Source organism: Alloalcanivorax balearicus MACL04, assembly GCF_025532145.1.
Lineage (GTDB): Bacteria > Pseudomonadota > Gammaproteobacteria > Pseudomonadales > Alcanivoracaceae > Alloalcanivorax > Alloalcanivorax balearicus.
This window is the reverse complement of the sequence record NZ_ARXS01000029.1, coordinates 1-23968: the sequence shown is the minus strand read 5'-3', so window position 1 is coordinate 23968 and position 23968 is coordinate 1. Positions and strand designations below refer to the sequence as shown.

Here is a 23968-nt window from a genome sequence, read left to right as displayed (position 1 = left end):
AGGCTCTAAGGGTGTATCGCCGTCCGCTATCGGCGTCATTGTCTGCGCCGGCTTGTGATTCCCGGGACAGACGCCAGAATAACAGCATCCCCGGGGGCCGAAGCCGGCGCCCTGATCCAGCACGAATTTAAGGAGCAGCTTGTGTCCGCTGAATTTGACTTGGTAGTGATCGGAGCGGGATCCGGCGGTGTGCGTGCCGCGCGCATGGCCGCCAGCCATGGCGCCAAAGTGGCGATCATCGAGGAGCGCTTTTTCGGTGGCACCTGCGTCAATGTGGGCTGTGTGCCGAAGAAGCTGTTTGCTTATGGCGCCGGGTTCCCTGGTGAATTCGAGTTGGCCGCCAGTTATGGCTACAGCGTGGGTGACTGGTCCTTCGACTGGGCCACCTTGCGGGACAACAAAACCCGCGAAATCGAACGTTTGAACGGCATTTACCGCAAGCTGCTGGACGGCGCCGGCGTGCAGATCTTCGAAGGCCATGGCCGGGTCGAGAGCAGCGGCACGGTCAGCGTGAACGGCGAGACCTTGCTGCAGGCCCGCCATATTCTCATCGCCACCGGCGGCAAGCCGTTCGTGCCGGACTTTCCCGGCCGTGACCATGTGCGCATCTCCGACGATCTGTTTTACCTGGAGCAGTTGCCGAAACGGGTGGCGGTGGTGGGCGGTGGCTACATCGCCAGCGAGTTCGCTTCCATTCTTAACGGTCTGGGCGTGGCGGTGACGCAACTGTATCGCCGCGATCTGTTCCTGCGCGGCTTCGACAAGGATGTGCGGGAGTTCGTTGCCGAAGGCATGCGTCACGCCGGCGTGGACTTGCGCTTCAACACCGACGTGAGCGCCATTGAGGAGCAGGGTGAAGAGAAGGTACTTCGCCTAACCGACGACTCCGAACTACGCGTGGACGAAGTGTTCTACGCCACCGGCCGGGTGCCCAGGCTGGATGGGCTGTTCGCCGACGGAGTGGCGGTGCAAACCAACGGGCGCGGCGCTATCGAGGTGAATGACCGCTTCGAGACCAGCGTCGCCAATGTATACGCCCTGGGCGATGTGATCGACCGGCTGCAGTTGACGCCGGTGGCCCTGGCCGAAGGCATGTGGCTGGCGGCCTTCCTGTTCGGTGAACAAAAGCCGGAAGGACCGGTGGTCTACAGTGACGTGCCCACGGCGGTGTTCTGTCACCCCAATATCGGTACGGTGGGGCTGACCGAGGAGCAGGCTCTGGCCCGTTATGGCACCGTGCGAGTGTACCGCAGCCAGTTCCGGCCGCTGCGCTACACCCTCAGCGATATCCAGGAACGCACGCTGATGAAACTGATCGTCGATGACAGCAGCGATAAGGTGGTGGGTCTGCACATGGCCGGTGAGGAGGCGGCGGAAATCACTCAGGGCTTCGCCGTCGCCATTCGAATGGGCGCCACCAAGGCGGACTTCGACGCCACTGTCGGCATCCACCCCACCTCCGCCGAGGAGTTGGTGACCTTGCGTCAGGGCGACACTGTTAGCGCCGGCGAGAGGGCGTCATCCGCAGTCTGATCAGCGTCGGGAGATCGCCGGTCCGTGGACCAGTGGTGTCCCGCAACTCGCTGGCACGCGTACACGCAGCACGCCGGCACGCTAAACCCCTGGCCCGCTTGCGTGGTCTTGTAGCCATGAATTCGTACTGTATTCGCGAGCAAGCTCGCTTCCCACAGGGGGGCTACGAGTCGATGTGGGAAGCGAGCTTGCTTGCGAATGAGGCGAGCAAGCGTGTTGCGTGTAAGCGTGCCAGCGACCGCGATGCCCAGCCTTAAAGCCGCTCCAGCGTTACCGGCAAGCCGTCGGCGGGCACCGGCAGGCTGCGGGTGTCGAGTGGCATTTCGTAGCCCTCCGGCACCCGCCAGCGGAAGCGCAGCAGCATTTGATGCAATACGGATTTGACCTGCATCTCGGCGAAATGCAGACCGATGCATTTGTGCGCGCCGCCACCGAAAGGCACCCAGGCATAGGGATGTACCCGGTCTTCGCGGCGGGCATCGCTGAAGCGCTCCGGGTCGAACCGTTCCGGATCCGGCCAGTACTCCTCCATGGAATGGGTGAAAAACGGCGCGATATTGATGAAGGTGCCGGCGGGTATATAGAAGCCGTCGTACTCCACGTCCTTGACCGTGCGCCGGGGCATGCTGGGCACTGGCGCGCACAGCCGCAGCGCCTCCTTCATGGCCAGGCCGATACCGGGGAGTTTGTCCAGATCCTCGTGTTCCACCCAGGGCTTGCCCAGAGCCAGGGACTCCTCCCGTAGCCGCTCCTGCCATTGCGGCTCCCGGGCCAGATGATAGAGCAGGGTGCACAGCGTGATGGTGGTGGTGTCGTGGGCTGCCATCATCAGAAAGATCATATGGCTGACCACATCCTCGTCGTTGAACTCATGGCCATCCTCGGTGCGAGCCTGGCACAGCATGCTGAACAAGTCGCTATCCGGAGCGGCGCGCTTGGCGCCGATATCGTCCATGAACAGCCGCTCCAGAACCCGTCTCCCCCGCAGTCCTTTTGACCAGCCGAGTCCCGGGACCGGGAAACGAATCAGGGAAGTCCCGGCGCGTACGGTGTCGATAAAGGCGCGGTTGATCCGGTCTGTCTGATCGCCCAGTTCCCGGCCCATGAACACGTCGGTGGCCAGGTCCAGGGTCAGTTGCTTGAGGGCCGGAAGCAGCTTGATGGGGCCCTCCGACCAATGCGACAGACCCTCTTCGGTGCGCGGCGCCATCCGCCGCAGGTAACCACGCAGGGCCTCGCGTTGGAATGCCTGTTGCATGATACGGCGATGCCAGCGGTGCTCCTCGAAATCCAGCAACATGATGCCACGATGGAAGAACGGACCGATGAAGTAAGACCAGCCCTGATGGTTGGAAAACAGGTCGCCGCGATTCATCAACACGAACTGATTGGCATCGGGGCCGAGCATCTGCACCATCTTCAAACCAAACAGGTGGGTCCAGGACACCGGCCCGAAACGGTCATAACGCTGTCGTAGCGTGGTGACCGGGTCGCGCATCATCGCCAGGGTGTTGCCGATCAGCGGCAGCCCGGTATCGCCGGGGACTGGTTTCAGCGCGCTGCCGGCGGGAACCGGCGCCAGCGGGGTCATGGTGGCCATGGAGTTCTCCGTTGTCGTTGTGGTATCGGCGTATATATGGTGTTTACCTGTATGCTGGGCAGGCTTCGAACGGAAGGCAATAGCGGGTATATGTCTTTCTGCCGGATATTTACCCGGTGCTGGGTAAAGAACGATCATGTGGCGGGCAGGTCCCGTATTCTCCCGGCCACGGCACGCCATCAACGGCTTATGCACGCGGTTATCCACAGAAACTGTGGACATCCCGCACGCCTGTGGGGCAGGTCTCCACGGCCGCTGCTCCACGCTGGCCGGCTGTGTAACATGAGAGCTTGGGTTATGGAGGTATTTTGATGCGAACAGTGGTGTTCAACCGCAAAGGCGGTGTCGGCAAATCCAGTATCACCGTCAACCTGGCCGCCATTGCCGCCAGTGAAGGCCGCAAGACTCTGGTGGTGGATCTCGATCCGCAATGTAACGCCAGCCAGTATCTGCTTGGCATGGAGGCCTATCGGGGTGAAGACGGGCCGGCCCCCAACATCGGCTCGTTCTTTGCTCAGACACTGTCGTTCAAGATCAAGGAAAAAGCGCCAAGGGAATATCTGCACACCACCCGTTTTGAAAATCTGTATGTATTGCCCGCCAATGGTGAGCTGGGCGAAGTGGAACACCTGCTGGAATCCAAGCATAAAATCTACAAACTGCGCGGTTTGTTAAAGACTCTTTCGCGCGAGTTCGATGCCATCTATGTGGACACCCCGCCGGCGTTCAATTTTTATACGCTTTCGGCACTGATCGCCTGTGACCGGGTATTGATTCCATTCGATTGTGATGCCTTCTCGCGCAAGGCGCTGTACTCGTTGCTGGAAAATATCCAGGAAACTCGGGAGGACCATAACGAGGATCTTTCCGTGGACGGCATCGTCGTCAACCAGTACCAGCCCCGCGCCCGCCTGCCCCAGGAACTGGTGGCGCAGCTGCAGGAGGAGGGGCTGCCGATTCTCAACAGCCGGTTGTCCGCCAGTGTCGCCATGCGGGAATCTCACGACAAGGCATTGCCGCTGGTGCACTGGAATCCGCGTCATAAACTCACCGATGAATACCGGGCGCTGTACCGGGAGCTCTATGGCTGAATCCACCTGGCGCCGCGCCCGGCAACGGGCCGGCCGTGTACTCAAGTCCCCGCTGGCCAGCCAGCGCCTGGCCGCCGCCAGTGCCGCCAAGGCCTGGGCCAACCGTGACCGTCTGGGCGAGGCCTGGGAAAAACTGCAACTGGCCGGGGGCATGCTGCGGGACTGGTCCCTGCGACGTTACCCGGCCGCGCCCTGGGCCACGCTGGTCACGGTGGCGGCGGTGTTGATCTACTTCCTGATGCCGCTGGACGCGGTGCCGGACATGATTCTCGGTGTCGGGTTGCTGGATGATCTGGTGGTGCTCAATCGCGCCTGGCGTTGGATCGGTTCGGATCTGGAGAAGTACCGGCTGTGGCGGGACGGTCAGGACCCGGAAGGTAGGTCAGCCTATCGCAGCTCGTGAGCCACTACCGGCCGGTGCTGGGAACATGAATTCAGAGAGGTCTACGAAGCCGCTGTGGGAGCTTGCCTGCAAGCGAATCCAGGAGACCCGGGAGTCCGCAAGCTCCCACAGCGGCTTCGTAGCCGGGGGTGATTCGAAGCGAGCGGTGATTCCAGCGCTTTTCACCCCCGTGCGGCCAGCCAGTCGGCGATGATGCGCCAGGTATGGGCCGGGGCCTTGCTGCCGGCAAAGACGCCGGCATGACCACCCGGCGCTTCCTCAAAGCGCTTTTCGCTACTGCCCACTACCTTGAGAATGTCCCGCGCCGCGCGCAGCGTGACGATGCGATCACTGGTGCCGCCGATGGCCAGCAGATCCTGGGTGACATTGGCGAAGTCCACCTCATGGTCGGCCAGTTTGATACGACCGTCGGCCAGACTGTTGGCCAGAATCAGTTTCTCGATCACCTCTCTGACCACCGCGCCGGGGTAATCCACCATGTCGTTGAACCACTGCCCCATGGTCATGTATTCGGTGAGATAGTCGCGGTCGGCGGAGTTGCGCCATAAATCCACGTAGGACTGCACCAGCCCTGGCGGATTGGTGAGCTTGAAACCCCAGGACAGCAGGTTGGCGGGAATGTGGAACAGTTTGCTGTCCAGCGGCTCCAGGCGCACCTGGAACCAGTCATGCACCTGCATGGCGGGGATCGCCGCGAGACTGAAGACGGTACCGAACGGGCCGCTTTTGTGGAAGTTCACCGGGCTGGCGATGGTGGCCAGGCTGTGCACCGGCGCTCCCGGATGGCCGCCCAGGTACATCAGATTGAGCAGGCCGCCCATGCAGTAGCCGAGCAGATTGATATCCTCGGCGCCGGTATGGTCGCGCACCGCTTCCACCGCCGCCGGCAGCCAGTGATTAACGTAGGTGTTCAGGTCCAGCTCGCGGTCCGCCTTGGAGGGCTGGCCCCAGTCGATCAGATAGACGTCGTGGCCGCGCGCCATCAGATAACGCACCATGGAGCGATTCGGCATCAGATCGAAGGTCCAGCAGTGGATTCCCAGTGCCGGCACCAGCAGCAGCGGCCGCCGGTGCTTGCTCCGCTCCACCGGGATCATCTCGCCGCCGACCGGAATGCGCGCCATCGGTGGCAGGCTGTAGTGACGAACCGACATGATGCCGTCCTGATAAATGCGATCCCAGGGCGTTTTATCGGTTTGGATGAAGCGACGCGGGTGGCGCCGGCGTTCCATCGCCAGACCCAGGGCGCGGGCGCCGTTCTTCAGGGAGAAACGAGGTGACATGCAGGGCTCCAGACTGCCGGATCCAGTGGTGAAGGTCGCCACCGGCATTTGCCATTGGCGCTTTTCAGCGCTAAAACAAGGCGTTAAGCTTGCCGCGCCTTGACCATGGGAGCATTGGCCGCCGTGACAGATTCAGCCGTACCTTACACCCGAATGGACGTTTGCAAACGTTCCCTGGAAACCGTGCGCCACTCGCGCATGCTGGGCCTGGAAGTGCTCAGCGCGGAAGAGGAGGGCGTGCGATTGCGTCTGCCCTGGCGCGAGGATCTGGTGGGCAATCCGGACACCGGCGTGCTGCACGGCGGCGCTGTCTTCGCCCTGATGGACCATGCCGGCGGCATGGCCAACAGCTGCCGTCTGTACCCGGCGGTGGAGATCACCCCGACCATCGATTTGCGTATTGATCACCTGCACGCGCCGACGCCGGGCAAGGCGGTGATTTGCGACGCCACCTGCTATCGCCTCAGTGCCCATGTCACCTTTGTGCGCATGACCGCCTGGGAGGAGGGGGACGAGCAGGGCGAGCCGGTGGCCACCGGTCAGGCCACCTATACACGTATGAAACTGGACAGAAGCGGGCGGGTGGCATCCTGATGAGCGACACATTGAAAGCATTGGTTCAGGCCTGCCGGGCCGGTGAAGCGGATTACCAGGATCTGATCGATCGGGTGCCTTACGCCCGTTTCCTCGGCATCCAGGTCCTGGCCCAGGGCGAGGAACTGACGTTCATTCTGCCCCGTAACGAAAACAACCTGGGCAACCCGACCCTGCCGGCATTGCACGGCGGTGCCGTGGCCGGGTTCATGGAACAGGCGGCGATCATCTTCATCTTGCTGCAGATGGGCGAGCCGCGGGTACCGAAGACCATCGACTTCACCATCGACTATCTGCGGGCGGGGCTTTATCAGGACACTTTCGCTGAATGCCGGGTCACCCGTCTCGGCCGGCGCATCGCCAATGTGCACATCAGTGCCTGGCAAAAGAACCGGGAAGAGCCGATTACCATTGCCCGGGCCCACTTTCTTCTTTCCGATGAAAATGCTTGAAGATTCTTCCCTATCTCTTTGATAAAAAAGGGTAAAAGGTAATAAATTAAAGTCATTTCTAGTTGTGATTTGGCGACATTTCCGGCGGCAGATTGTCATTGCCTGACATTGCCGCCGGTGTCCGGCCCGACTAGCTTGGTGAGAGCGCCCCAGCTGAGTAAAGCCACAAGGAGCCTCATCATGCGCATCAAGGAAATGGCATCCCCGCCGTCGGACATCACTTACTACCAAAGCTGGGATGGTCCCGGCAGTGACGATCTGGAGGAGCGGCTCACGCCCGCCCACGTTCAGGATGTGGTGGAAATCTTCCAGACCCCGCTCACCGGTCACTACAACTGGGACTACAGCAGTGCCGATGGTCGTATCCGCAAGCTCTACCGGCTCGGCAAGGAGCTCAACTGGAACGCGGACATGGACGTGGACTGGTCACGGAATTTTCCAAAATCGGAAGTACCGCTGGATCAGAAACTGAACCCGTTTTACGACTGGGAACCGTTCGCCACGCTGCCGGACGAGGAAAAACTGCGCTTTGGCTGGCACAACCTGGCCTGGATGCTGGCTCAGTTCGTGCACGGAGAGCAGGGTGCTTTGCTGGTGGCCTCGCAACTGGCCAGTTGCGCACCGACCTACGACGCCAAGCTCTATGCCGCCAGCCAGACCTTCGATGAAGCCCGGCATGTGGAGGTGTTCACCCGCTACCTTCAGGAAAAGATCGGCATTTTCTACCCGGTCAACAAACACCTGAAATCCCTGCTCGACAAGATTCTGTCCGACCCGCGCTGGGATCTGAAATTCATCGGCATGCAGATCATCATCGAAGGGCTTGCCCTGGCTGCCTTCAACACCCTCAAGCTCACCGCCCAGGACCCGCTGCTGCGGCAGATCATTCAGCTGGTGGTGCGCGACGAGGCCCGCCACGTCACCTTCGGTGTCAACTACCTGGAAGACTTCGTGCAGACCCTCACCGAGCAGGAGAAGGAAGAACGGGCCCAGTTCGCCTACGAAGCCTGCGTGGTGATGCGTGAGCGGCTGATCGCGGTGGAGGTGTTCGAGGAGTTCGGTTGGGATGTGGAGCAGGCGCGAGAGAAGGCGCTGGCATCGGCGCTGATGGCACAGTTCCGCAATCTGCTGTTTACCCGCATCATCCCCAACCTCAAGCGTATTGGTCTGCTGACCGAGTCGGTAAGGCCCAAATTCGAGGCTCTGGGTATTCTTCAGTTCGAGAATCTGGTGGACGACGGTGAAGTGGACTGGGCGGAGCTGTCCCGGCCGCTTTACGACGAAGTTTCCTGAGATCGGCGCGGATTCGCTGGCGGCTCGGCTTCCCGTGGAAGAGGCCACGGAAAGCTGGCTTGCCAGCGAATCGCCACCTGATTCGTCACCCCCGGTTACCAAAGGAGCAATTCGGCTGACGCAAAGGGTGCTAACATAGCCGTTTTTCGGAGGACCCCATGCCCGCCGCGTCGCCTGCCGCCCGTTCCCCGGCATTCGTGCAAACCCTGCTGCTCGCCGCCGTCGGTGTCACCGCGCTAGGCCAGACCCTGGTGTTTACCTTGCTGCCGTCACTGGGCCGTTCCACCGGGCTGGCGGAAATCCAGGTGGGACTGATCATCAGTTGTTCCTCCCTGGCCTTTGCTCTGGCCAGTCCGATCTGGGGGTACCTGAGCGAGCTGTACGGACGCCGGCCGGTGCTGATCATCGGGCTGACCGGCTACGCGGTTGGCACTGTGTTTTTCGCCGTGGTGTTCCATCTCGGGCTGAATGGCTGGCTCACCGGCGGCGCCCTGGTTGCTTGTCTGGTGGTGGCGCGGATGAGTCAGGCGGTGATCATGGCCGCCACACCGCCCGCGGCGGCGGCTTACACCGCGGATATCACCGCCCCGGAAGCGCGTACCCGCGGCATGGGTCGAATCGGCGCGGCCAACAATCTGGGCACGGTGCTGGGGCCGGGTATTGGCGGCCTGCTGGCCGCGCTGACGCTGATTCTGCCTCTCTACCTGGTCGCCGGCGTGGTGGCCTGCATGGCTCTGCTGATTTTTCTGTTGCTGCCGCCTTCCCCTTATCGCACCCAGGCGCCGGATACGCGCGTGCGCAGCGTCATGGCCACCGGGCTGCGGGCTTACACCGACCCCCGTTTTCGTGATCTGTTGATTACCGGCGTGGTCCTGTTCATGAGCTTCGCACTGGTGCAGCAAACGCTGGGTTTTCTGTTTCAAGATGCGCTGCACATGTCTCCCTCCGCCGCCGCCGGGGCCTTGGGCACAGCGATGATGGCGGCGGCGGTGACCTCGCTCACCGGGCAAATTCTGGTGGTGCAGTGGTTGCGCGCCCCGGCGCTGGCCTTGCTGGGCATGGCGGTACCGTTGATCGGTGCCGGCGCTCTGCTGTTGTGGCTGTTCGACCAGCGCCTGGCGCTGACCGCGGCGGTGATGCTGGTGGGGCTGGGGATCGGTTTCGGCATGCCGGCGATCATGGCGCTGGCCAGCCTGCGCGTGGACAGTTCGGAGCAAGGCCGGGTGGCGGGGCTCGCCAGCGCCTGTCCTTCTCTCGGATTCATCATCGGCCCCTTGACCGGTACCGCGCTGTACAGCGTTGATCACCGTTTTCCGTACATCATGGTGGCGGTGTTGATGGTGCCGCTGGCGGTATTGGTGTGGCGATTGCGGCGGCGGACGGAGACCACGCTGAAGACGGACGTGTCCGGGGAAGAGTGATCTTAGCGATAAGGTGTTGGGGGGACTCCGGCTGCGCGATGGCGCAACCGGAGCAGGGGACGGGCTTGCTGCTTACTTGGTGTACGGCAGCAGAGTCAGTTCAACCCGACGGTTCTGTTCGCGGCCCTGGGCGGTGCCGTTATTGGCGATCGGCTGGGTCTCACCGAAGCCCACCACGTCCAGGCGCACGGTTTCAACGCCATAGCTGCTCAGCACATTGGCCACGGATTGGGCACGTTGCTGTGACAGCAGCAGATTGTAGCGCTCGCCGCCAGTGCTGTCGGTGTGACCGGCCACCTGAATCATGGTGGACTTGTACTCCTTGAGCACTTCAGTGACGGATTCCAGCACCGGACGGAAGTTACTCTTCACGTCGGACTGGTCGGTGTCGAAGGTAACGTTGCCCGGCATGTTCAGAATGATGTTGTCACCGCTACGGGTCACCGACACGCCGGTGGCCTGCAACTTGTCCCGCAGTTTCTTCTCCTGAACGTCCATGTAGTAGCCCACGCCGCCACCGGCCACGGCGCCGATGCCCGCGCCTGCCAGAGCCCGTTCTTTGCGCTCCTTGGCATTGTCCGAAGTGGCGATACCGATCAGAGCCCCGGCTACCGCGCCGATGGCACCGCCGGTGGCCGCCTTGCTGGTTTGTTTTTCGCCGGTGTAGGGGTTCACGGTGCTACACCCGGCCAGAGTGATCGCGGCGGCAAGCATGGAACAACCGAGGATGCGTTTCATTGTGTCTCCTTATTATCTCGAAATCTGGATCAGCCTGATCCAAGGTACCGTAATCGTGGGACTGTACCATAGTGTTCCGGTAAAAAGCGGTAAAGCGTAGTGGTTCCGGAATGAGTAATGGAGCCGGCCGCGGCCGCTTTTGGCGTGGCCGGCCGGTGCAACGGTGACAGCGACCGATTACCATCGGGAGCAGACCAGAACAAGGAATCCACTATGCGTCGATGGAATGGGTGGGGGGATGAAGCCACGGAGTTTCCGTTGCGTGCCTCCGCCGTGCGCTTCTTGCGTCAACGGATCGGCAAAGGGCGGCCGCTGGCCGATGCCGATCTGGATCAGGTGATCGAGTCGGTACCGCGGAGCCGCCTGCCGGAACACCCGCTGGTGGACCGCTCCCCGGAAATCCGGGTCCGCCATGCTCGCGGGCAAAGCCTGGGGGACTGGCTGGCGATGCGTTCGGGGCAGTTCGGGGTGTTTCCCGATGGGGTCGCCCGGCCCGGCGACAGTGACCAGGTTCGGCAGGTGCTGGACTGGGCCCTGGCGCAGGGCGCGGCGGTGATTCCCTATGGCGGCGGCACCTCGGTGGCCGGCCACATCAACCCGCCGGTGGACGACCGTCCGGTGCTGACCCTGAGCCTGGGCGCCATGGACCGGCTGTTGCGGCTGGAACCGGAGAATCGCCTGGCGCGTTTCGGTGCCGGCACGCCGGGACCGGCACTGGAAGCGCAATTGCGTGAGCACGGTTTTCGCCTTGGCCACTATCCTCAGTCCTGGGAATTGTCCACGGTGGGCGGCTGGGTAGCGAGCCGTTCCAGTGGCCAGCAGTCCCTGTTGTATGGCCGCATCGAGCAGCTGTTCGCCGGCGCCCGTATCGAAACCCCTTCCGGCAGCTGGCGTTTGCCGACTATCCCGGCGTCTTCCGCCGGCCCGGATGCCCGCGAATGGGTGCTGGGCAGCGAAGGGCGATTGGGTGTCATCACCGAGGTGGATGTGCGTATCAGTCCATTGCCGGAATTCGAGCAGTTTTACGTGGGCTTCGTGCCGGACTGGGAGCAGGCCCGGGAGTTGGCGCGCCGCCTTGCCCAGGACCGGCCATCGCTGTCCATGGCGCGTTTCTCCAACGCCGAGGAGACCCGCACCCAACTGCGCCTGGCGGCGTCACCTCTGGCGCTCTCCGCGCTCAACCGCTACCTGTCATTGCGGGGCTGCGGCAAGGGACGATGCATGGTGACCTTCGGCGCCAGCGGTGATGCCGCGTTCTGCCGCGCCGCGGTGAAACGCGCTTCAGCTTTGGTGCGAGCACACGGCGGGGTGATGATTGGCAAGAGTCTGGGCAAAAAATGGGAACACGCCCGCTTCCGCTCCCCTTATTTGCGCCACGGTCTGTGGGAACATGGTTACGCGGTGGACACGCTGGAAACCTGCGTGGAATGGTCCCGGGTCGACGACACCGTGAGCGCCATGGAAAACGCCATTCACGCCCACGCCGGAGAAGGCGAGAAGGCTCTGGTATTCACCCATCTGTCCCATCTCTATCCGCAGGGCTCCAGTATCTACACTACCTATGTGTTCCGCTGCTCGCCGGACTATGAGCAAACACGGCGGCGCTGGTGGGCGATGAAGGAGGCGGCCAGCGACGCGCTGGTGGCGTGCGGTGGCACCATCAGCCATCAACACGGAGTGGGGCGCGATCACCGTGGCTGGTTGAGCGAGGAAAAAGGCACTCGGGGGCTGGCGGCATTGCGCGCGCTGACCGCTCATTTCGATCCCACCGGACAGCTCAACCCCGGCTGTCTGGTGGCGGAGGAGGACCGGCCATGACACTGGGACCACGACCGACGCTGGCGTCCCTGAGCGAACAGAACTGGGATCTGATTGTCATTGGCGGCGGCATCACCGGCGCCGGCGTACTGCTGGAAGCCGCCCGCCTGGGCTACCGGACCCTGCTGCTGGAGCAGGCCGACTTCGCCTGGGGTACTTCGAGCCGATCCTCGAAAATGGTCCACGGCGGGTTGCGTTACATCGCCCAGGGGCAGGTGCGGCTGACCCGGGACGCGTTACGGGAGCGGGAACGCCTGCTGCGTGAACTGCCCGGCCTGGTGGAAAGGGCCACCTATCTGTTCCCGTTGCGCAAGGGACGTTTCCCCGGACGCTGGCCAATGACCGCGCTGTTGGGGCTTTATGATTTTCTCGCCGGTATCCGTGACCGCGCCTATCTGAGCACCGAGGAACTGTTGAAGCGGGTGCCGGGGCTGGACGACCAGGGACTCGGTGGCGCGCTCAGCTATACCGACGCGCTCACCGACGATTGCCGTCTGGTGCTGCGGACCTTGCTGGAAGCGGCCCGTTACCAGGGGCGGGCGATGAATTACGCGCGCGTTACCGGCGTCTCCCGTGGCGATGGTGACGCCGCCACGGCGCCGCTGCGGGTGGCGGTGCGGGATCTGACCGATGACGCCACGGCGACACTCACCGCCCACGCCGTGATCAATGCCACCGGCGCCTGGGCCGGGCAACTTGGTGGCGACGCGGAGCGGATCCGGCCGCTGCGGGGCAGCCATTTGTTCTTTTCCGCCGAGCGCCTGCCGGTGCGGGACTGCCTCACCGTGCTGCATCCGCGCGATCAACGCCCGGTGTTCATTTTTCCCTGGGAAGGGGTGGTGTGTGTTGGCACCACCGATCTGGACCACCCGGAGGATCTGAACCGGGAGCCGCGCGCCTCGGAACAGGAAATGGACTATCTGCTGGAGTTGCTCAACCAGCAGTTTCCGCGTGCCGGACTCGGCGCCGGGGACGTGCTGTCGTCCATGGCGGGAGTGCGCCCGGTGATCCGCTCCAGCCGTGCCGGCAAGCCTTCCAGCGAGAAGCGGGACCACGCGGTCTGGGAGCACGATAGCGTGATCTCGGTGAGCGGCGGCAAGCTCACCACGTTCCGGCTGAGTGCCCTGGATGCGCTGCTGGCGGCCGGTTTGCTGGATCGCACCGGTTGGCGCCGCGCCCGGCGCAGTAATGTGCCTTTGTATGCGCCGATTCCGGAGGCACCGGCTCAAGTGGATGAGTTCCTGCACGGCAATCAGGACGACGACGCCTTGCTGTCCTGGTGCCTGGAGCATGAAGCCGTGGTGCATCTGGATGATCTGCTGTTACGCCGTACCCGCCTGGGGCTGCTGCGGCGCGACGGCGGTTTGTCGCTGCATGACCGCCTGCAAGGTCTGGCCGCCGACAAACTGGGCTGGGACGCGGCGCGCTGGCAACAGGAGTGGCAACGCTACCGGCGCCTGCGTGATGAGTATTACGGCGTCCCGGGCAGGTTGGCGGAGGCGTCGTGAGCGCGCCGCTGCTGCTGGCTCTCGACCAGGGCACGCAGAGCGCCCGGGCGCTGCTGTTCGATACCCGTGGTGAGCTGGTGGCGAGGGCGCGGCAGCCGGTGGAGCCGTATTGGTCAGGGCCGCCGGGCGAGGCGGAACAGGACGCGGAGCATTTTTGGTGGGGCCTCGGAGAGGCCTGCCAGGCGCTGTGGTGTGCCCACCCGCAACTGAAGGAACGGGTCCAGGCGGTGGCGCTGACCACGCAACGGGCCTCGGTGGTGTGCCTGGACCGGGATTATCGGCCGTTACGGCCGGCGGTGATCTGGCTGGACCGGCGCCGTGCCGCCAACCCTCCAGCACTGCCCTGGTATTGGCGCTGGGGCGTCAATCTGTTGGGGCAGGGCGGCACGCTGCGCCAGTTTCGCGGCAAGGCCGAGTGCAACTGGCTGGCCGAACGCGAGCCGGAACTGTGGCGCCGCACCGAGCATTTCGTGCTGCTGTCGGGGTTTCTGACCTGGAAGCTGTGCGGGGTCTTGAAAGACTGTACCGCCAGCCAGGTCGGCTACCTGCCTTTCGATTACCGGCGCCGGCAATGGGCCCGCCCCGGCGACCTCAAATGGCATGCTCTGCGGGTGCGGCGTGAGCAGTTGCCGGAACTGGTGCCGCCAGGACAACCACTGGGCCGGATCAGCATCGAGGCTGAAGCCCACACCGGTATTCCCGCCGGTCTCCCGCTGATTGCCTGTGGCGCCGACAAAGCCTGCGAGGTGCTCGGCTCCGGAGCGCTCAGCCCTGATATCGGCCATGTCAGTTACGGCACCACCGCGACGTTCAATACCAGCAATCGCCGTTACGTGGAACCGTACCCGTTCGTTCCCGCTTACGGCGCTGCGGCACCGGATTACTACACGTCGGAAATCATTGTGCAGCGCGGATACTGGCTGGTGGAATGGTTCAAGCGCGAGTTCGCCGCGGAAGAAGTGCAGCGTGCCGAGCGCCAGGGTGTGGCGGCGGAGGCCTTGTTCGACGAGTTGCTGGACCAGTCACCGCCGGGGGCACTGGGGCTGATGCTGCAGCCGTTCTGGAATCCCGGCGTGCGTTTCCCGGGGCCGGAAGCCAAGGGCGCCATTCTTGGATTCGGCGACGCCCATGACCGCGCCCACCTGTACCGGGCCATCGTCGAAGGGGTCGCCTACGCGCTCAAGGAGGGGCAGGAGCGCTTGCAGAAACGCAATCGTACTCCGGTCCGTGAGTTGCGCGTTTCCGGCGGCGGCTCGCAAAGCGACCGTATTTTGCAGATCACCGCCGATATCTTTGATTTACCGGTGGTGCGCCCCCATACCTTTGAGACTTCCGGGCTCGGCGCGGCCATCAATGCCGCCGTGGGGTCCGGGCTGTATCCGGATCACGAGCGGGCGGTGGCGGCGATGACCCACCCGGGACCGCGCTTCGAGCCCCGCGCCGGCCATCGTGATACCTACCAGCAGCTGTATCATCGGGTCTATCGGCGTATCTATCCCCGCCTATCGGGGTTGTACCGGGAGATCCGGGCCATCACCGGCTATCCGGCGGACCTGTGAGCGGTCCGCGGCTGTTAACCGTCTGGTCAATGAAGGGAGAGTACTATGCGCGTGACGGATCTGGCACGCCGTGCGGACACCACCACGGAAACCGTGCGCCACTACACCGATCTGGGATTACTGGCGCCGCGCCGTAATCCGCACAATGGCTACCGGGAGTATGGCGCCGAGGATTTGCGCCGGCTGCGCTTTGCCCTCAAGGCCCGCAGTCTCGGCTTCACGCTCAGTGATGTGTCGGAGTTGATGTCCGCCAGTGGCGCCGGGCAGACGCCTTGCCCGCGGGTCCGTGATTTGATCGAAACCCGGCTCGGTGAGGTGGAAGAGCGCATCCAGGAATTGCAGGCGCTGAGTCAGCGTATGCGCCAGGCGATGGCGGTCTGGGAAGACACGCCGGATCGGCATTTAGCCGACGGCCGGGTGTGCGGGTTGATCGACTCCTTCGAGCGGATTGGCGAGGCGACGGCGCCTGTCGCCTGTGACCATCGCGAGAATATGACGTCCGCCCCCATCAGGGGTTAGCCGCTGTGGGAGCTTGCCTGCAAGCGAATGGGGTTCGCTAAAGCGTTTGCAACATTCGCTTGCAGGCAAGCTCCCACAGAAAACCTCGGCTCGCAATGCTCTTTTCGCTGTCAACTGTCCACTATCAACTGTCAACTGCCTTTACCCCGGCAGGGCGGAGCCATTGCCGTTGTCACCGTTGCTTTTTTCCTTCGCCGCTTCCTTGGCGTCGTCCTCGCGGATCAGACCGAACAGAGACCAACCGGATTTCGGTTCAGGGCGGTTGTTGGCGCTGAAAACATGGATGCGATCACGGGTATCCACCGCGAACAGCGGCCACACCTGCCTATCTTCCACCTGCAGGTAGGCGGCGTAATCGAATTCGTCGGTGAGTCGCGTTTTGCGTACTTCGGCACCCTGACTGATCAGGCTGGCGAGCCGGGCGTAGGTGAGATCCTCGTCGAATAAAGTGCCGCCGCGATGCTGGGAAGCAATCTCGTGTTTCTCTTCCTTATCGCCGGACCAGGGCAGGCTGTAGACGTTGCGCTCGCCGAATTCCAAGCGATAGCGCATGGTCGCCACCGCGTTCATTTCCCGCCGCGGGCTCATCGCCAACAGCTTGCCGTAGCCCACCAGATCCAGGTACTGGTCGGCGTGGCTGGAAACCGCGTTGCCGTAGTAAGTGGCCAGGCCGGCCATCCGCGCCGCGCGGATATTCTCCCAGCTGGAATCGGTAACCATGGCCGGGAAGCCGTTCTGATTGAGCGCCTTGCCGATGGCTCGAGCCACCGGATTGGCACCGATGATGAGGAAGCCGCGTGGCGCCGGTTCCGCCACTTTCAGCAGGCGCGCCAGCGGTCGCGCGGTCAGGCTCTGCAGCGCCACCGTGCCAATGATCACCGAGAAGGTCAGCGGCACCAGCAACTCGGCGCCTTCCACGCCGTTGCTTTCCAGGCGCTCCGCGAACAGGGCGGAAACCGCCGCGGCGACGATGCCGCGCGGCGCGATCCAGGCGAGCAGCGCTTTCTCCCGCCAGTTGAGTTTGCTGCCGAGAGTGGACACCCAGACCGACAACGGCCGGGCCACCAGTTGCACCACCAGCAACACCACCAGGGTAGCGCTGCCCAGTTGCGCCAGCTGGGCCATGTCCAGGCGGGCGGCGAGGACGATGAACAGCACCGAAATCAGCATCACCGACAGGTTCTCCTTGAAGTGGAGAATATCGTCGGTGCGCACGCCCTTGAGGTTGGCCAGCACGATACCGGTGGCGGTGACCGCCACCAGCCCGGATTCCTCGCCAAGCCAGTTGGCCAGCACGAATTCGCCCACCACCACGGACAGCACCAGGAAGCTGCGCAGGTATTCCGGGACCAGATGACGCTTGAGCAGGAAGGCCAGCATGAACGCCACCACGGAACCGATCACGACGCCCAGCACCATGGATTGGGCGAACAACCACAGACCGTGCAGCAAAGCACCCTGGCCAGTGGCCGCCACCAGCTCATAGGCCAGTACCACCAGAACGGCGCCAAGAGGATCGATGACGATGCCCTCCCAACGCAGTAACCGCGACACACTGCTGACCGGGCGCACGCTGCGCAGCAGCGGGACGATAACGGTGGGACCGGTGACCACCACCAAGGCACCGAACAGCAACGCCATATCCAGTGGCAGCTCGAGAAAGTACCAGGTGGCGACGGTGACCACCGCCCAGGTGACCAGGGCCCCCCAGGTCACCAGCCGGCGCACGGTGCGCTCCAGACCGCGTATTTCATCGAACTTGAGAGTGAGCGCGCCTTCAAACAGGATGATCGACACCGCCAGGGACACGCTGGGCAGTAACAGATCCCCGAACATGGCTTTGGGATCGATCAGCCCGAGGCCGCCACCCAGCAGCAGACCGGACAACAGTAGCGGCAGAATCGCCGGCAGCTTGAGGCGCCAGGCGCCCCATTGGCATAGAAAGGCCACCACCACGATCAGGGCAAGCTGGATCGGAAGAGTCAGTTCCATGGACATCCTTTTACTGGCTTGGGGGTGCCCGGTGGCCCGGGGCATTTGCGCAAGTGTAGGGCCTGACCGGTCGTATCGGAACCGTCCACGACCACTGATTCTTCAATGGTTGGTGATTCCTCCATGACGGATCGGATGGATTCCGCCGCGAAGCTGGGGAAATGGTGCCGCCGGTGTTAATCTTGTGACCGCCCGGCCACGCTGGCCGGCGTCGCGCACCCCGCTTGTGCCCTTGGCGAACCCCGTGAGACCCGACGGGTGAGGGACGCCGTTCGCCAAAAAACGGAGCCTGTATGTCTGCGATTTCCCCCACGCGCCTGGCGATCATGCTGGGCAGTCTGGTGGCCCTCGGGCCGCTGGCCATCGACACCTATCTGCCGGCATTGCCGACCATGGCCGATGATTTCGGCGTGGCGGTGCACGCGGTGGAGCTGTCGGTGAGCTTCTATGTGATCGGGGTGGCGCTGGGACAATGGCTGGGCGGTCCGTTGTCCGATCACTTCGGGCGCAAGCCGGTGGCCTACGTGGGGCTGTTGGTGTTCTTTCTCGCCAGTCTCGCCATCGCCGTCACCGAGAGCGTACAAACGCTCTATCTGCTGCGAGTGGTGCAGGCCGTTGGTGGTGGCGCCACGGTGGTGATCTGCGCCGCTTCGGTGCGGGACCATTTTACCGGCCCGGACGCTGGCAGGGTGCTGACCACCATCGGATTGGTGATGCTGATGGCGCCGTTGCTGGCGCCGGCCATCGGCGCCGCTTTATTGAAGCTGTTGGGCTGGCAGAGCATCTTCTTGTTCCTGGCGGTTTATGCGGTGGTGGCGGTGCTGGTATTGCGGTTCGCGCTGCCCACGGTGGTGCCGAAGGTGGATCCGGAGCCGTTGCGCCATCGCATGTTCGCCGCCTACGGTCGGGTGTTGCGGCAACGGGCGGCGATGGGGTTCATCCTTGCCAACAGTCTGGGGTTCTCCGCCATGTTCATCTTCATCACCGACGCGGCGTTCCTCTACATTGATTATTTCGGTATCGACGAAACCCGTTTCCCAATCTATTTCGGATGCAACATTCTCACCATGCTCAGCCTTAACCGGCTCAATGTATTGCTGCTGCGCCGCTATCGCGGTGCCGACATTCTCGGTGTGGCGCTGGTGATTCAGACGTTGTCGGCACTGGCCTTATTGGTGCTGACGCTGGCCGGAACCCTGTCGCTGTGGAACACGGTGCCGCTGATCATGATGGTGGCGGGAATGGGCGCGCTGATTATCCCCAACGCCATCGCCAGCTTCCTCGCCTATTTCGACAGCGATTCCGGTGCTGCCACCGGCCTCAACGGCTGCCTGCAGTTTTTACTGGCGGGGTTGATCGGCACCGGATTGGGCATGATCCATGACGGTACCCCGCTGCCGATGACCGGACTGATGGCGGCGACGGCGCTGGCGGCATTGGGATGCTATTGGGGCCTGGCGCGGCGGAGCTGAGAATCGCCGGACGCCAGGCATTTACTACAAGGCCGCTGTGGGAGCTTGCCTGCAAGCGAATGGGCTCTCGGCCAAAAGATTCGCTTGCAGAGCAAGCTCCCACAGCGGCTTCGTAGTACGGTCGATGTTTTAACCGCTCAACCGCGCCAGCGGCGGGCCGGTGCGGTGGGGCAGAATCCGCTGTACCGCCAGCCACGGCAGCACCACCGCCCAGGGCAGCAGCATCCACGGAGACAGCGGCAGGTCACCGTCGAACATACGCTGGCCCAGGGGCCACAGCGCCAGAAAGTGCAGCACCAGTGCGAACACGGCGGCACCGCCCATCAACCAGAGCTGTTCAATCGTCGCCACCCGCCGCAGCAGCGAGCGGCTGCCGCCGAGCACGCGCAACAGAGCGTCGTCCTTCCGCCGTTGACCGCTGCCGGCGAGCCAGGCCGCGGCCATGACCAGGACGCTGCTGGCCAGCAGTAACGCGGCGAGGGCCAAAGCTGCGCGGCTGGCTTGGGCGATCAGAACCTGTGCCTGCCCCAATAGCGCGTTCACGTCCAGCAAGGTGATTTGCGGAAAAGCGCGGATCAGATCGGGCAGGGCGCCGCTGTTGGCCTCGTCCAGATAGAAGCTGGTCAGCCAGTAGCGATCCTCGCCGTCCAGCGTCCCGGGGCTGAACATGAAGTAGAAATTAGGTTGAAAACTTTCCCAGTCCACCTCCCGCAGACCAACGATGGTGGCGCTCAGTTCGCCGGAGACACCGGTGAAGCGCAGTTGGTCACCCACCTGCAGCCCCAGGGACGCGGCCAGTTCCGATTCCACCGAGACCTCGCCGGGCTGTTCCGGGTCGAGCCAGCGCCCGGAGGCGATCTGGTTGCTGGCGGGCAGGGTGTCGCCTTCGGTCAGCGACAGATCCCGGTTCAGGGCCCGCTCACCTTGCTCCTGGTCATCGCTTTCCTTGGTCACCGCCTCGCGGACCGGCTGCCCGTTGACCTCCACCAGCCGGCCGCGTACCACCGGATACAGCTGCGGTGTTTCCGCGTCATGGCGATCCAGCCATTGCCGGAACGCGGGCAGATCCGGCTCGAACAGATTCAGTACGAAATAGTTGGGGGCCTTTTCCGGCAGCGTGGCGCGCCATTGGCTCAGTAGTTGCTGACCCACGTGACTGGACATGGACATGATCGCCAGCGCCAGCACCAGCGCCGACAGCATCGGCAGGGTGGTCAGCGGACGTCGGGACAGTCGCCGCAGGGCCAGCCTGGGCGCCAGTGGCCAGCGGTCGCCGAGGCGGTCGGCAAGGCGCAGCGGCCCCCACAGCAACAGGGGCAGGCCCACTGCCACCGCCACCATCAGCCCGAGCAACTGGAGCAACTCCATCAGTGAGCCGGACAGCACCATGGCCACCAGTACCGGTGCCGCCAACGCGCCAACCAGGTTGAGGCCGGTGCGGGCCACCGGCGCGGACGGTTCCGGCTGCAGGATCTGACGAGGCGGCAGATCCGCCAGCCGCCATAGACGGGGCAGGGCGAACCCGGCCCAGATCACCAGCGGCGCCAGCGCCAGCAGCAGCCAGCTGCCCGGGCCCGGTCTCCAGGCCAGGGTATCGCCGAGCCACTGTTGCAGAGCCAGAAACGCCGCTACCGCCAGCGCCAGCCCGGCCAGCATGGCCGGCAACAGCGCGGTCAGCTCGCGCGACAGGATCCAACGCAGCACCGTGGCCCGGGAGGCGCCGAAGGTCTTCATCACCGCGCTGCGCCGGGCCTGCTCAAGGCTGCGCACACCGGCGGCCAGATAGACCGCGCCGCCGCACAACAGCACCACCATCATCACCGCCAATTGCCCCCAAAGGGTTAACTGGCGCAGTGGCCCCATGGAGCGTAATCCGGCGTTGTCGCGGGTTTCCAGTTCCTGGTTGGCGGCCAGTGTCGGAGTCAGCTGTTCGATCAGAGGCGCCATCATCTCGCCCGGCGCGCGCAGGTGCAGCTTGTAACGGGCCCGGGTGCCGGGGCCGATGATGCCGGTACCCGGTACGTCGGCCAGGTTCATCAGCACGCGCGGATTCATGCTGTAGAAACCGGCGCCCTGATCCGGCTCCTGTTCCAGCACAGCGGTGATCCGCAATGGCAGGTCACCGATGGTGACGGTATCGCCGACCTGTTGCTCCAGGCGATCGAGGGCGGTACCGGCCAGCCAGACCTCACCGGGCGCGGGACCGTGATCCACCCGTCGCGGGTCGGCGAAACGTTGCCCGGCCACCGCCACCAAACCGTACAGAGGGTAGCCTTGGTCCACCGCCTTGACGCTGGCCAGCACGAAGGTGTCGTCACGCACCAACACGCTGCTGAAGGTCAGAGTGTTGGCACTGGCAAGATCGCTGACCATGCCCTTTTGCTGATCGCTGGGTGGCGCGCTGCCCTCGAGCACCAGATCGCCGCCAATGGCCTCGGCGGTGCGGGTGGCGAAGCGATGCTCCAGCTCGCCGCGCAACAGCACCACGGTGGCGATGGCGAGGGTGGCCACCAACAGCGCCAGCGCCTGGATCCGGAACGCCGGGGAGCGCCAGGGGCGCAGTAGCCGCTCAGTCACCGAGACGCCCCTCCACCAGTTGCCGATGGCGCGCGCAATGGGAGGCCAGTTCCGGATCATGGGTGACCAGCACCAGGGCGGTGCCGTGATCGCGATTCAGACTGAACAGTAACTCGGCGATCTGCTCCCCGTTGGCGCGATCCAGACTGCCGGTGGGTTCATCGGCGAACAGCACCCGCGGCGCCATGGCGAAGGCCCGGGCCAGAGCCACCCTCTGTTGCTCACCGCCGGACAACTGCGCGGGAAAATGATGCTGCCGGGGCTCCAGGCCGACCCGTTGCAACCAGAGGCGCGCTTTATCGCGGGCCTCGCGGTCGCCGGCGATTTCCAGTGGCAGCATGACGTTTTCCACCGCACTGAGGTCGGCGACCAGATGAAAGGACTGAAACACGAAGCTGCAATACTGACCGCGCAGGGCCGCCCGGGTATCCTCGTCCTGGTCGCTGAAAGGCTGTCCGGCCAGCGTTACGTTGCCGCCGGAAGGTACATCCAGGCCGGCCAGCAGAGAGAGCAGGGTGGATTTACCGGAACCGGAAGGCCCGGTGATGGCCAAACTGTCACCGGCGGCGATCTCCAGATCGATACCGTGCAGCAAGGTCAGATCGCCTTCCGGAGCGACCACCGTTTTGGTTAACCGTTGAGCCACGAGTACAGGGGAAGAAGCCATGTCGAGGTGCCTGTTGGTCATACTGTTGTTCCTCGCGCCTTTACTGGGCCGCGCGCAGGGCATCGTGGTGCTGGGTGACAGCATCAGCGCCGGCTACGGTCTGCAAGAAACGGAGGGTTGGGTGCACCTTCTCGGACAACGACTGGCAAGTCAATGTTCCGCGATGCCGGTGATCAATGCGTCGGTGAGCGGTGAGACCAGTGATGGTGGTGTCAGCCGCCTGCCGGCCTTGTTGGAGCGGCATCAGCCGGATGTTCTGGTGCTGGAACTGGGCGGTAACGATGGCCTTCGTGGCCTGCCGCCGAGTCGTCTGGCCGGCAATCTGGAAAAAATGGTGTCCCTCGGCCAACAGGCCGGGGCCCGGGTGGTGCTGCTCGGAATGCGCATTCCACCCAATTATGGTCGTGCCTATACCGAACGTTTCGAGGCAGTGTTCAAACAGGTGGCGGAGAACAATGAGTTACCCTGGGTGCCGTTTTTTCTCGACGGCGTGGTGGAAGCCGGCCGGATCCAAAGCGACGGCATTCACCCCACCGCCGAAGCCCAGCCCACCCTGCTGGATAACGCCTGGCCGGTTTTGCGGCAAGTATTACCGAAGGACTGCCAGCAATGATGAATTTTGAAGTGCCTTACAACGATATCCTGGACTTTTGGTTCGATGGGCTGGATCAGGGGGACTGGCCGCCAGGGGAGTGCGAGCGACGATGGTTCTCCGGCGGCGCCGCTCTGGATGCACGCATTCGCGAGCAATTCAGTGCTCGTTTGCAAGCGGCACTGGACCGGGAACTGGTGGCCTGGGAGCGCCATCCCCGCTCCCGGCTGGCCCTGATTCTGTTACTGGACCAGTTCAGTCGCAACGTCCATCGCGGTGAGGCGGCGGCCTTCGCCGGTGACCATCAGGCGATCACGCTGACGTTGGAAGGTATCTCCACCGGTATGGAAACCGGCCTTCCCTGGGCCGGGCAGGTGTTCTTCTATATGCCGCTGATGCACGCCGAGGACCTGGCACTGCAAAACCAGGGCATCGCCTGCTTCCGCTCCCTGCTGGAGCGGGTGCCGGAACACTTGAAAAGCAAAATTGAAAATAACCTCAAGTTCGCCGAGGAACACCGCGACGTCGTCGCCCGCTTCGGCCGCTTCCCCCACCGCAACGAAGCGCTGGGCAGGGAGAACACGGAAGAGGAGACGGTGTTTTTGGAGAATGCGAAGCGGTATGGACAGTGAAAAGCAGGGAACAGTGAAGAGTGAACAGTTAATAGCTGCGCGAAATACGTAACCTTGCTCTCCAACCATAGGGGCCGCGGTCAAAAGCTGGCAAGCCCCTCCGCGTTCAAAAGCAAATAAACAACAAGCCTGTCAACTAGGATCAGGAGTGGCGAATTCGCAAATGGCCTTTGCAGAATCGCATTTTTTTCGCTGGACTGGCCCCATTTAAGTAGACACGGATT

General features: G+C 63.4%; 20 protein-coding genes. 14 read left to right on the top strand and 6 right to left on the bottom strand.

Annotated features, from left to right (window positions below):
• Positions 1-114 precede the first annotated feature (114 nt).
• On the top strand, positions 115-1533 hold the full coding sequence (gene gorA / locus MA04_RS18440; protein WP_262462099.1) for a glutathione-disulfide reductase: 1419 nt from the start codon (positions 115-117) through the stop codon (positions 1531-1533).
• A 253-nt stretch (positions 1534-1786) separates the two neighbouring features.
• Here the strand turns inward: gorA and MA04_RS18435 are convergent, their stop codons facing one another.
• Positions 1787-3133 (bottom strand): cytochrome P450, encoded by a 1347-nt coding sequence (locus MA04_RS18435; protein ID WP_262462072.1) that lies wholly within the window; start codon positions 3131-3133, stop codon positions 1787-1789.
• 311 nt (positions 3134-3444) lie between these two features.
• On the opposite strand from MA04_RS18435, the gene MA04_RS18430 reads away from it, so the two are divergent.
• Both MA04_RS18430 and MA04_RS18425 read left to right on the top strand, forming a co-directional pair.
• Complete coding sequence (locus MA04_RS18430; protein ID WP_163127410.1) at positions 3445-4224, top strand: ParA family protein; 780 nt, start codon at positions 3445-3447, stop codon at positions 4222-4224.
• The gene (locus MA04_RS18425; protein WP_163127412.1) at positions 4217-4627 is read left to right on the top strand and encodes a YkvA family protein; all 411 of its coding nucleotides are present in this window, start codon (positions 4217-4219) and stop codon (positions 4625-4627) included. The genes MA04_RS18430 and MA04_RS18425 overlap by 8 nt, the downstream gene beginning before the upstream one ends.
• A 161-nt stretch (positions 4628-4788) precedes the next feature.
• Here MA04_RS18425 and MA04_RS18420 read toward each other — a convergent pair whose 3' ends face one another.
• Positions 4789-5910, bottom strand: a complete 1122-nt coding sequence (locus MA04_RS18420) for an alpha/beta fold hydrolase (protein ID WP_262462070.1) — start codon at positions 5908-5910, stop codon at positions 4789-4791.
• A gap of 123 nt (positions 5911-6033) precedes the next feature.
• On the opposite strand from MA04_RS18420, the gene MA04_RS18415 reads away from it, so the two are divergent.
• From MA04_RS18415 to MA04_RS18400, 4 genes are all read left to right on the top strand, one after another.
• Positions 6034-6504 carry a PaaI family thioesterase gene (locus MA04_RS18415; protein ID WP_035451564.1) on the top strand — a complete coding sequence of 157 codons (471 nt, stop codon included), beginning with the start codon at positions 6034-6036 and terminating at the stop codon, positions 6502-6504.
• Positions 6504-6956, top strand: coding sequence for a PaaI family thioesterase (locus MA04_RS18410; RefSeq protein WP_014994689.1), 453 nt, complete (start codon positions 6504-6506; stop codon positions 6954-6956). Before MA04_RS18415 ends, MA04_RS18410 begins: the two co-directional genes overlap by 1 nt.
• A gap of 180 nt (positions 6957-7136) precedes the next feature.
• Entirely contained in the window at positions 7137-8249 is a 1113-nt protein-coding gene (locus tag MA04_RS18405; protein WP_163127416.1) for a ferritin-like domain-containing protein, read from the top strand.
• 158 nt (positions 8250-8407) lie between these two features.
• Positions 8408-9670, top strand: a complete 1263-nt coding sequence (locus tag MA04_RS18400; RefSeq protein ID WP_163127418.1) for an MFS transporter — start codon at positions 8408-8410, stop codon at positions 9668-9670.
• A gap of 72 nt (positions 9671-9742) precedes the next feature.
• Here MA04_RS18400 and MA04_RS18395 read toward each other — a convergent pair whose 3' ends face one another.
• On the bottom strand, positions 9743-10408 hold the full coding sequence (locus MA04_RS18395) for an OmpA family protein (RefSeq protein WP_163127420.1): 666 nt from the start codon (positions 10406-10408) through the stop codon (positions 9743-9745).
• Positions 10409-10621: 213 nt separating this feature from the next.
• On the opposite strand from MA04_RS18395, the gene MA04_RS18390 reads away from it, so the two are divergent.
• The 4 genes from MA04_RS18390 to MA04_RS18375 are packed head-to-tail and all read left to right on the top strand — an operon-like array spanning position 10622 to position 15812.
• The gene (locus MA04_RS18390; RefSeq protein WP_262462067.1) at positions 10622-12226 is read left to right on the top strand and encodes an FAD-binding oxidoreductase; all 1605 of its coding nucleotides are present in this window, start codon (positions 10622-10624) and stop codon (positions 12224-12226) included.
• The gene (locus tag MA04_RS18385) at positions 12223-13734 is read left to right on the top strand and encodes a glycerol-3-phosphate dehydrogenase/oxidase (RefSeq protein ID WP_262462066.1); all 1512 of its coding nucleotides are present in this window, start codon (positions 12223-12225) and stop codon (positions 13732-13734) included. The genes MA04_RS18390 and MA04_RS18385 overlap by 4 nt, the downstream gene beginning before the upstream one ends.
• Positions 13731-15293 carry an FGGY-family carbohydrate kinase gene (locus MA04_RS18380; RefSeq protein WP_262462065.1) on the top strand — a complete coding sequence of 521 codons (1563 nt, stop codon included), beginning with the start codon at positions 13731-13733 and terminating at the stop codon, positions 15291-15293. The genes MA04_RS18385 and MA04_RS18380 overlap by 4 nt, the downstream gene beginning before the upstream one ends.
• Before the next feature lie 45 nt (positions 15294-15338).
• Positions 15339-15812, top strand: coding sequence for a MerR family DNA-binding protein (locus MA04_RS18375; RefSeq protein WP_163127428.1), 474 nt, complete (start codon positions 15339-15341; stop codon positions 15810-15812).
• 141 nt (positions 15813-15953) lie between these two features.
• Here MA04_RS18375 and MA04_RS18370 read toward each other — a convergent pair whose 3' ends face one another.
• A complete protein-coding gene (locus MA04_RS18370; protein WP_262462064.1) occupies positions 15954-17804 on the bottom strand; it encodes a cation:proton antiporter in 1851 nt (616 codons plus the stop codon).
• A gap of 293 nt (positions 17805-18097) precedes the next feature.
• On the opposite strand from MA04_RS18370, the gene MA04_RS18365 reads away from it, so the two are divergent.
• Complete coding sequence (locus MA04_RS18365; protein WP_262462062.1) at positions 18098-19276, top strand: multidrug effflux MFS transporter; 1179 nt, start codon at positions 18098-18100, stop codon at positions 19274-19276.
• Positions 19277-19405: 129 nt separating this feature from the next.
• Here the strand turns inward: MA04_RS18365 and MA04_RS18360 are convergent, their stop codons facing one another.
• Positions 19406-21853 carry an ABC transporter permease gene (locus tag MA04_RS18360; RefSeq protein ID WP_262462060.1) on the bottom strand — a complete coding sequence of 816 codons (2448 nt, stop codon included), beginning with the start codon at positions 21851-21853 and terminating at the stop codon, positions 19406-19408.
• Complete coding sequence (locus tag MA04_RS18355) at positions 21846-22541, bottom strand: ABC transporter ATP-binding protein (RefSeq protein ID WP_262462058.1); 696 nt, start codon at positions 22539-22541, stop codon at positions 21846-21848. The genes MA04_RS18360 and MA04_RS18355 overlap by 8 nt, the downstream gene beginning before the upstream one ends.
• Between MA04_RS18355 and MA04_RS18350 the strand changes: the two genes are divergently transcribed.
• Together MA04_RS18350 and MA04_RS18345 are read left to right on the top strand one after the other, a co-directional pair.
• Positions 22519-23133, top strand: a complete 615-nt coding sequence (locus tag MA04_RS18350; protein WP_262462057.1) for an arylesterase — start codon at positions 22519-22521, stop codon at positions 23131-23133. The two genes, MA04_RS18355 and MA04_RS18350, sit on opposite strands and share 23 nt — an antisense overlap.
• Positions 23130-23744, top strand: a complete 615-nt coding sequence (locus MA04_RS18345; protein WP_262462054.1) for a DUF924 family protein — start codon at positions 23130-23132, stop codon at positions 23742-23744. Before MA04_RS18350 ends, MA04_RS18345 begins: the two co-directional genes overlap by 4 nt.
• Positions 23745-23968 lie beyond the last annotated feature (224 nt).

Bases quoted from the DNA above. Each gene is read 5' to 3' on its own strand.
- MA04_RS18395 (WP_163127420.1), bottom strand. From the start codon at position 10,408: ATGAAACGCATCCTCGGTTGTTCCATGCTTGCCGCCGCGATCACTCTG.
- MA04_RS18390 (WP_262462067.1), top strand. From the start codon at position 10,622: ATGCGTCGATGGAATGGGTGGGGGGATGAAGCCACGGAGTTTCCGTTG.
- MA04_RS18405 (WP_163127416.1), top strand. From the start codon at position 7,137: ATGCGCATCAAGGAAATGGCATCCCCGCCGTCGGACATCACTTACTAC.
- MA04_RS18355 (WP_262462058.1), bottom strand. From the start codon at position 22,541: ATGACCAACAGGCACCTCGACATGGCTTCTTCCCCTGTACTCGTGGCT.
- MA04_RS18350 (WP_262462057.1), top strand. From the start codon at position 22,519: ATGTCGAGGTGCCTGTTGGTCATACTGTTGTTCCTCGCGCCTTTACTG.
- MA04_RS18425 (WP_163127412.1), top strand. From the start codon at position 4,217: ATGGCTGAATCCACCTGGCGCCGCGCCCGGCAACGGGCCGGCCGTGTA.
- MA04_RS18375 (WP_163127428.1), top strand. From the start codon at position 15,339: ATGCGCGTGACGGATCTGGCACGCCGTGCGGACACCACCACGGAAACC.
- MA04_RS18400 (WP_163127418.1), top strand. From the start codon at position 8,408: ATGCCCGCCGCGTCGCCTGCCGCCCGTTCCCCGGCATTCGTGCAAACC.
- MA04_RS18420 (WP_262462070.1), bottom strand. From the start codon at position 5,910: ATGTCACCTCGTTTCTCCCTGAAGAACGGCGCCCGCGCCCTGGGTCTG.
- MA04_RS18385 (WP_262462066.1), top strand. From the start codon at position 12,223: ATGACACTGGGACCACGACCGACGCTGGCGTCCCTGAGCGAACAGAAC.
- MA04_RS18435 (WP_262462072.1), bottom strand. From the start codon at position 3,133: ATGGCCACCATGACCCCGCTGGCGCCGGTTCCCGCCGGCAGCGCGCTG.
- MA04_RS18365 (WP_262462062.1), top strand. From the start codon at position 18,098: ATGTCTGCGATTTCCCCCACGCGCCTGGCGATCATGCTGGGCAGTCTG.
- MA04_RS18345 (WP_262462054.1), top strand. From the start codon at position 23,130: ATGATGAATTTTGAAGTGCCTTACAACGATATCCTGGACTTTTGGTTC.
- MA04_RS18410 (WP_014994689.1), top strand. From the start codon at position 6,504: ATGAGCGACACATTGAAAGCATTGGTTCAGGCCTGCCGGGCCGGTGAA.
- MA04_RS18430 (WP_163127410.1), top strand. From the start codon at position 3,445: ATGCGAACAGTGGTGTTCAACCGCAAAGGCGGTGTCGGCAAATCCAGT.
- MA04_RS18370 (WP_262462064.1), bottom strand. From the start codon at position 17,804: ATGGAACTGACTCTTCCGATCCAGCTTGCCCTGATCGTGGTGGTGGCC.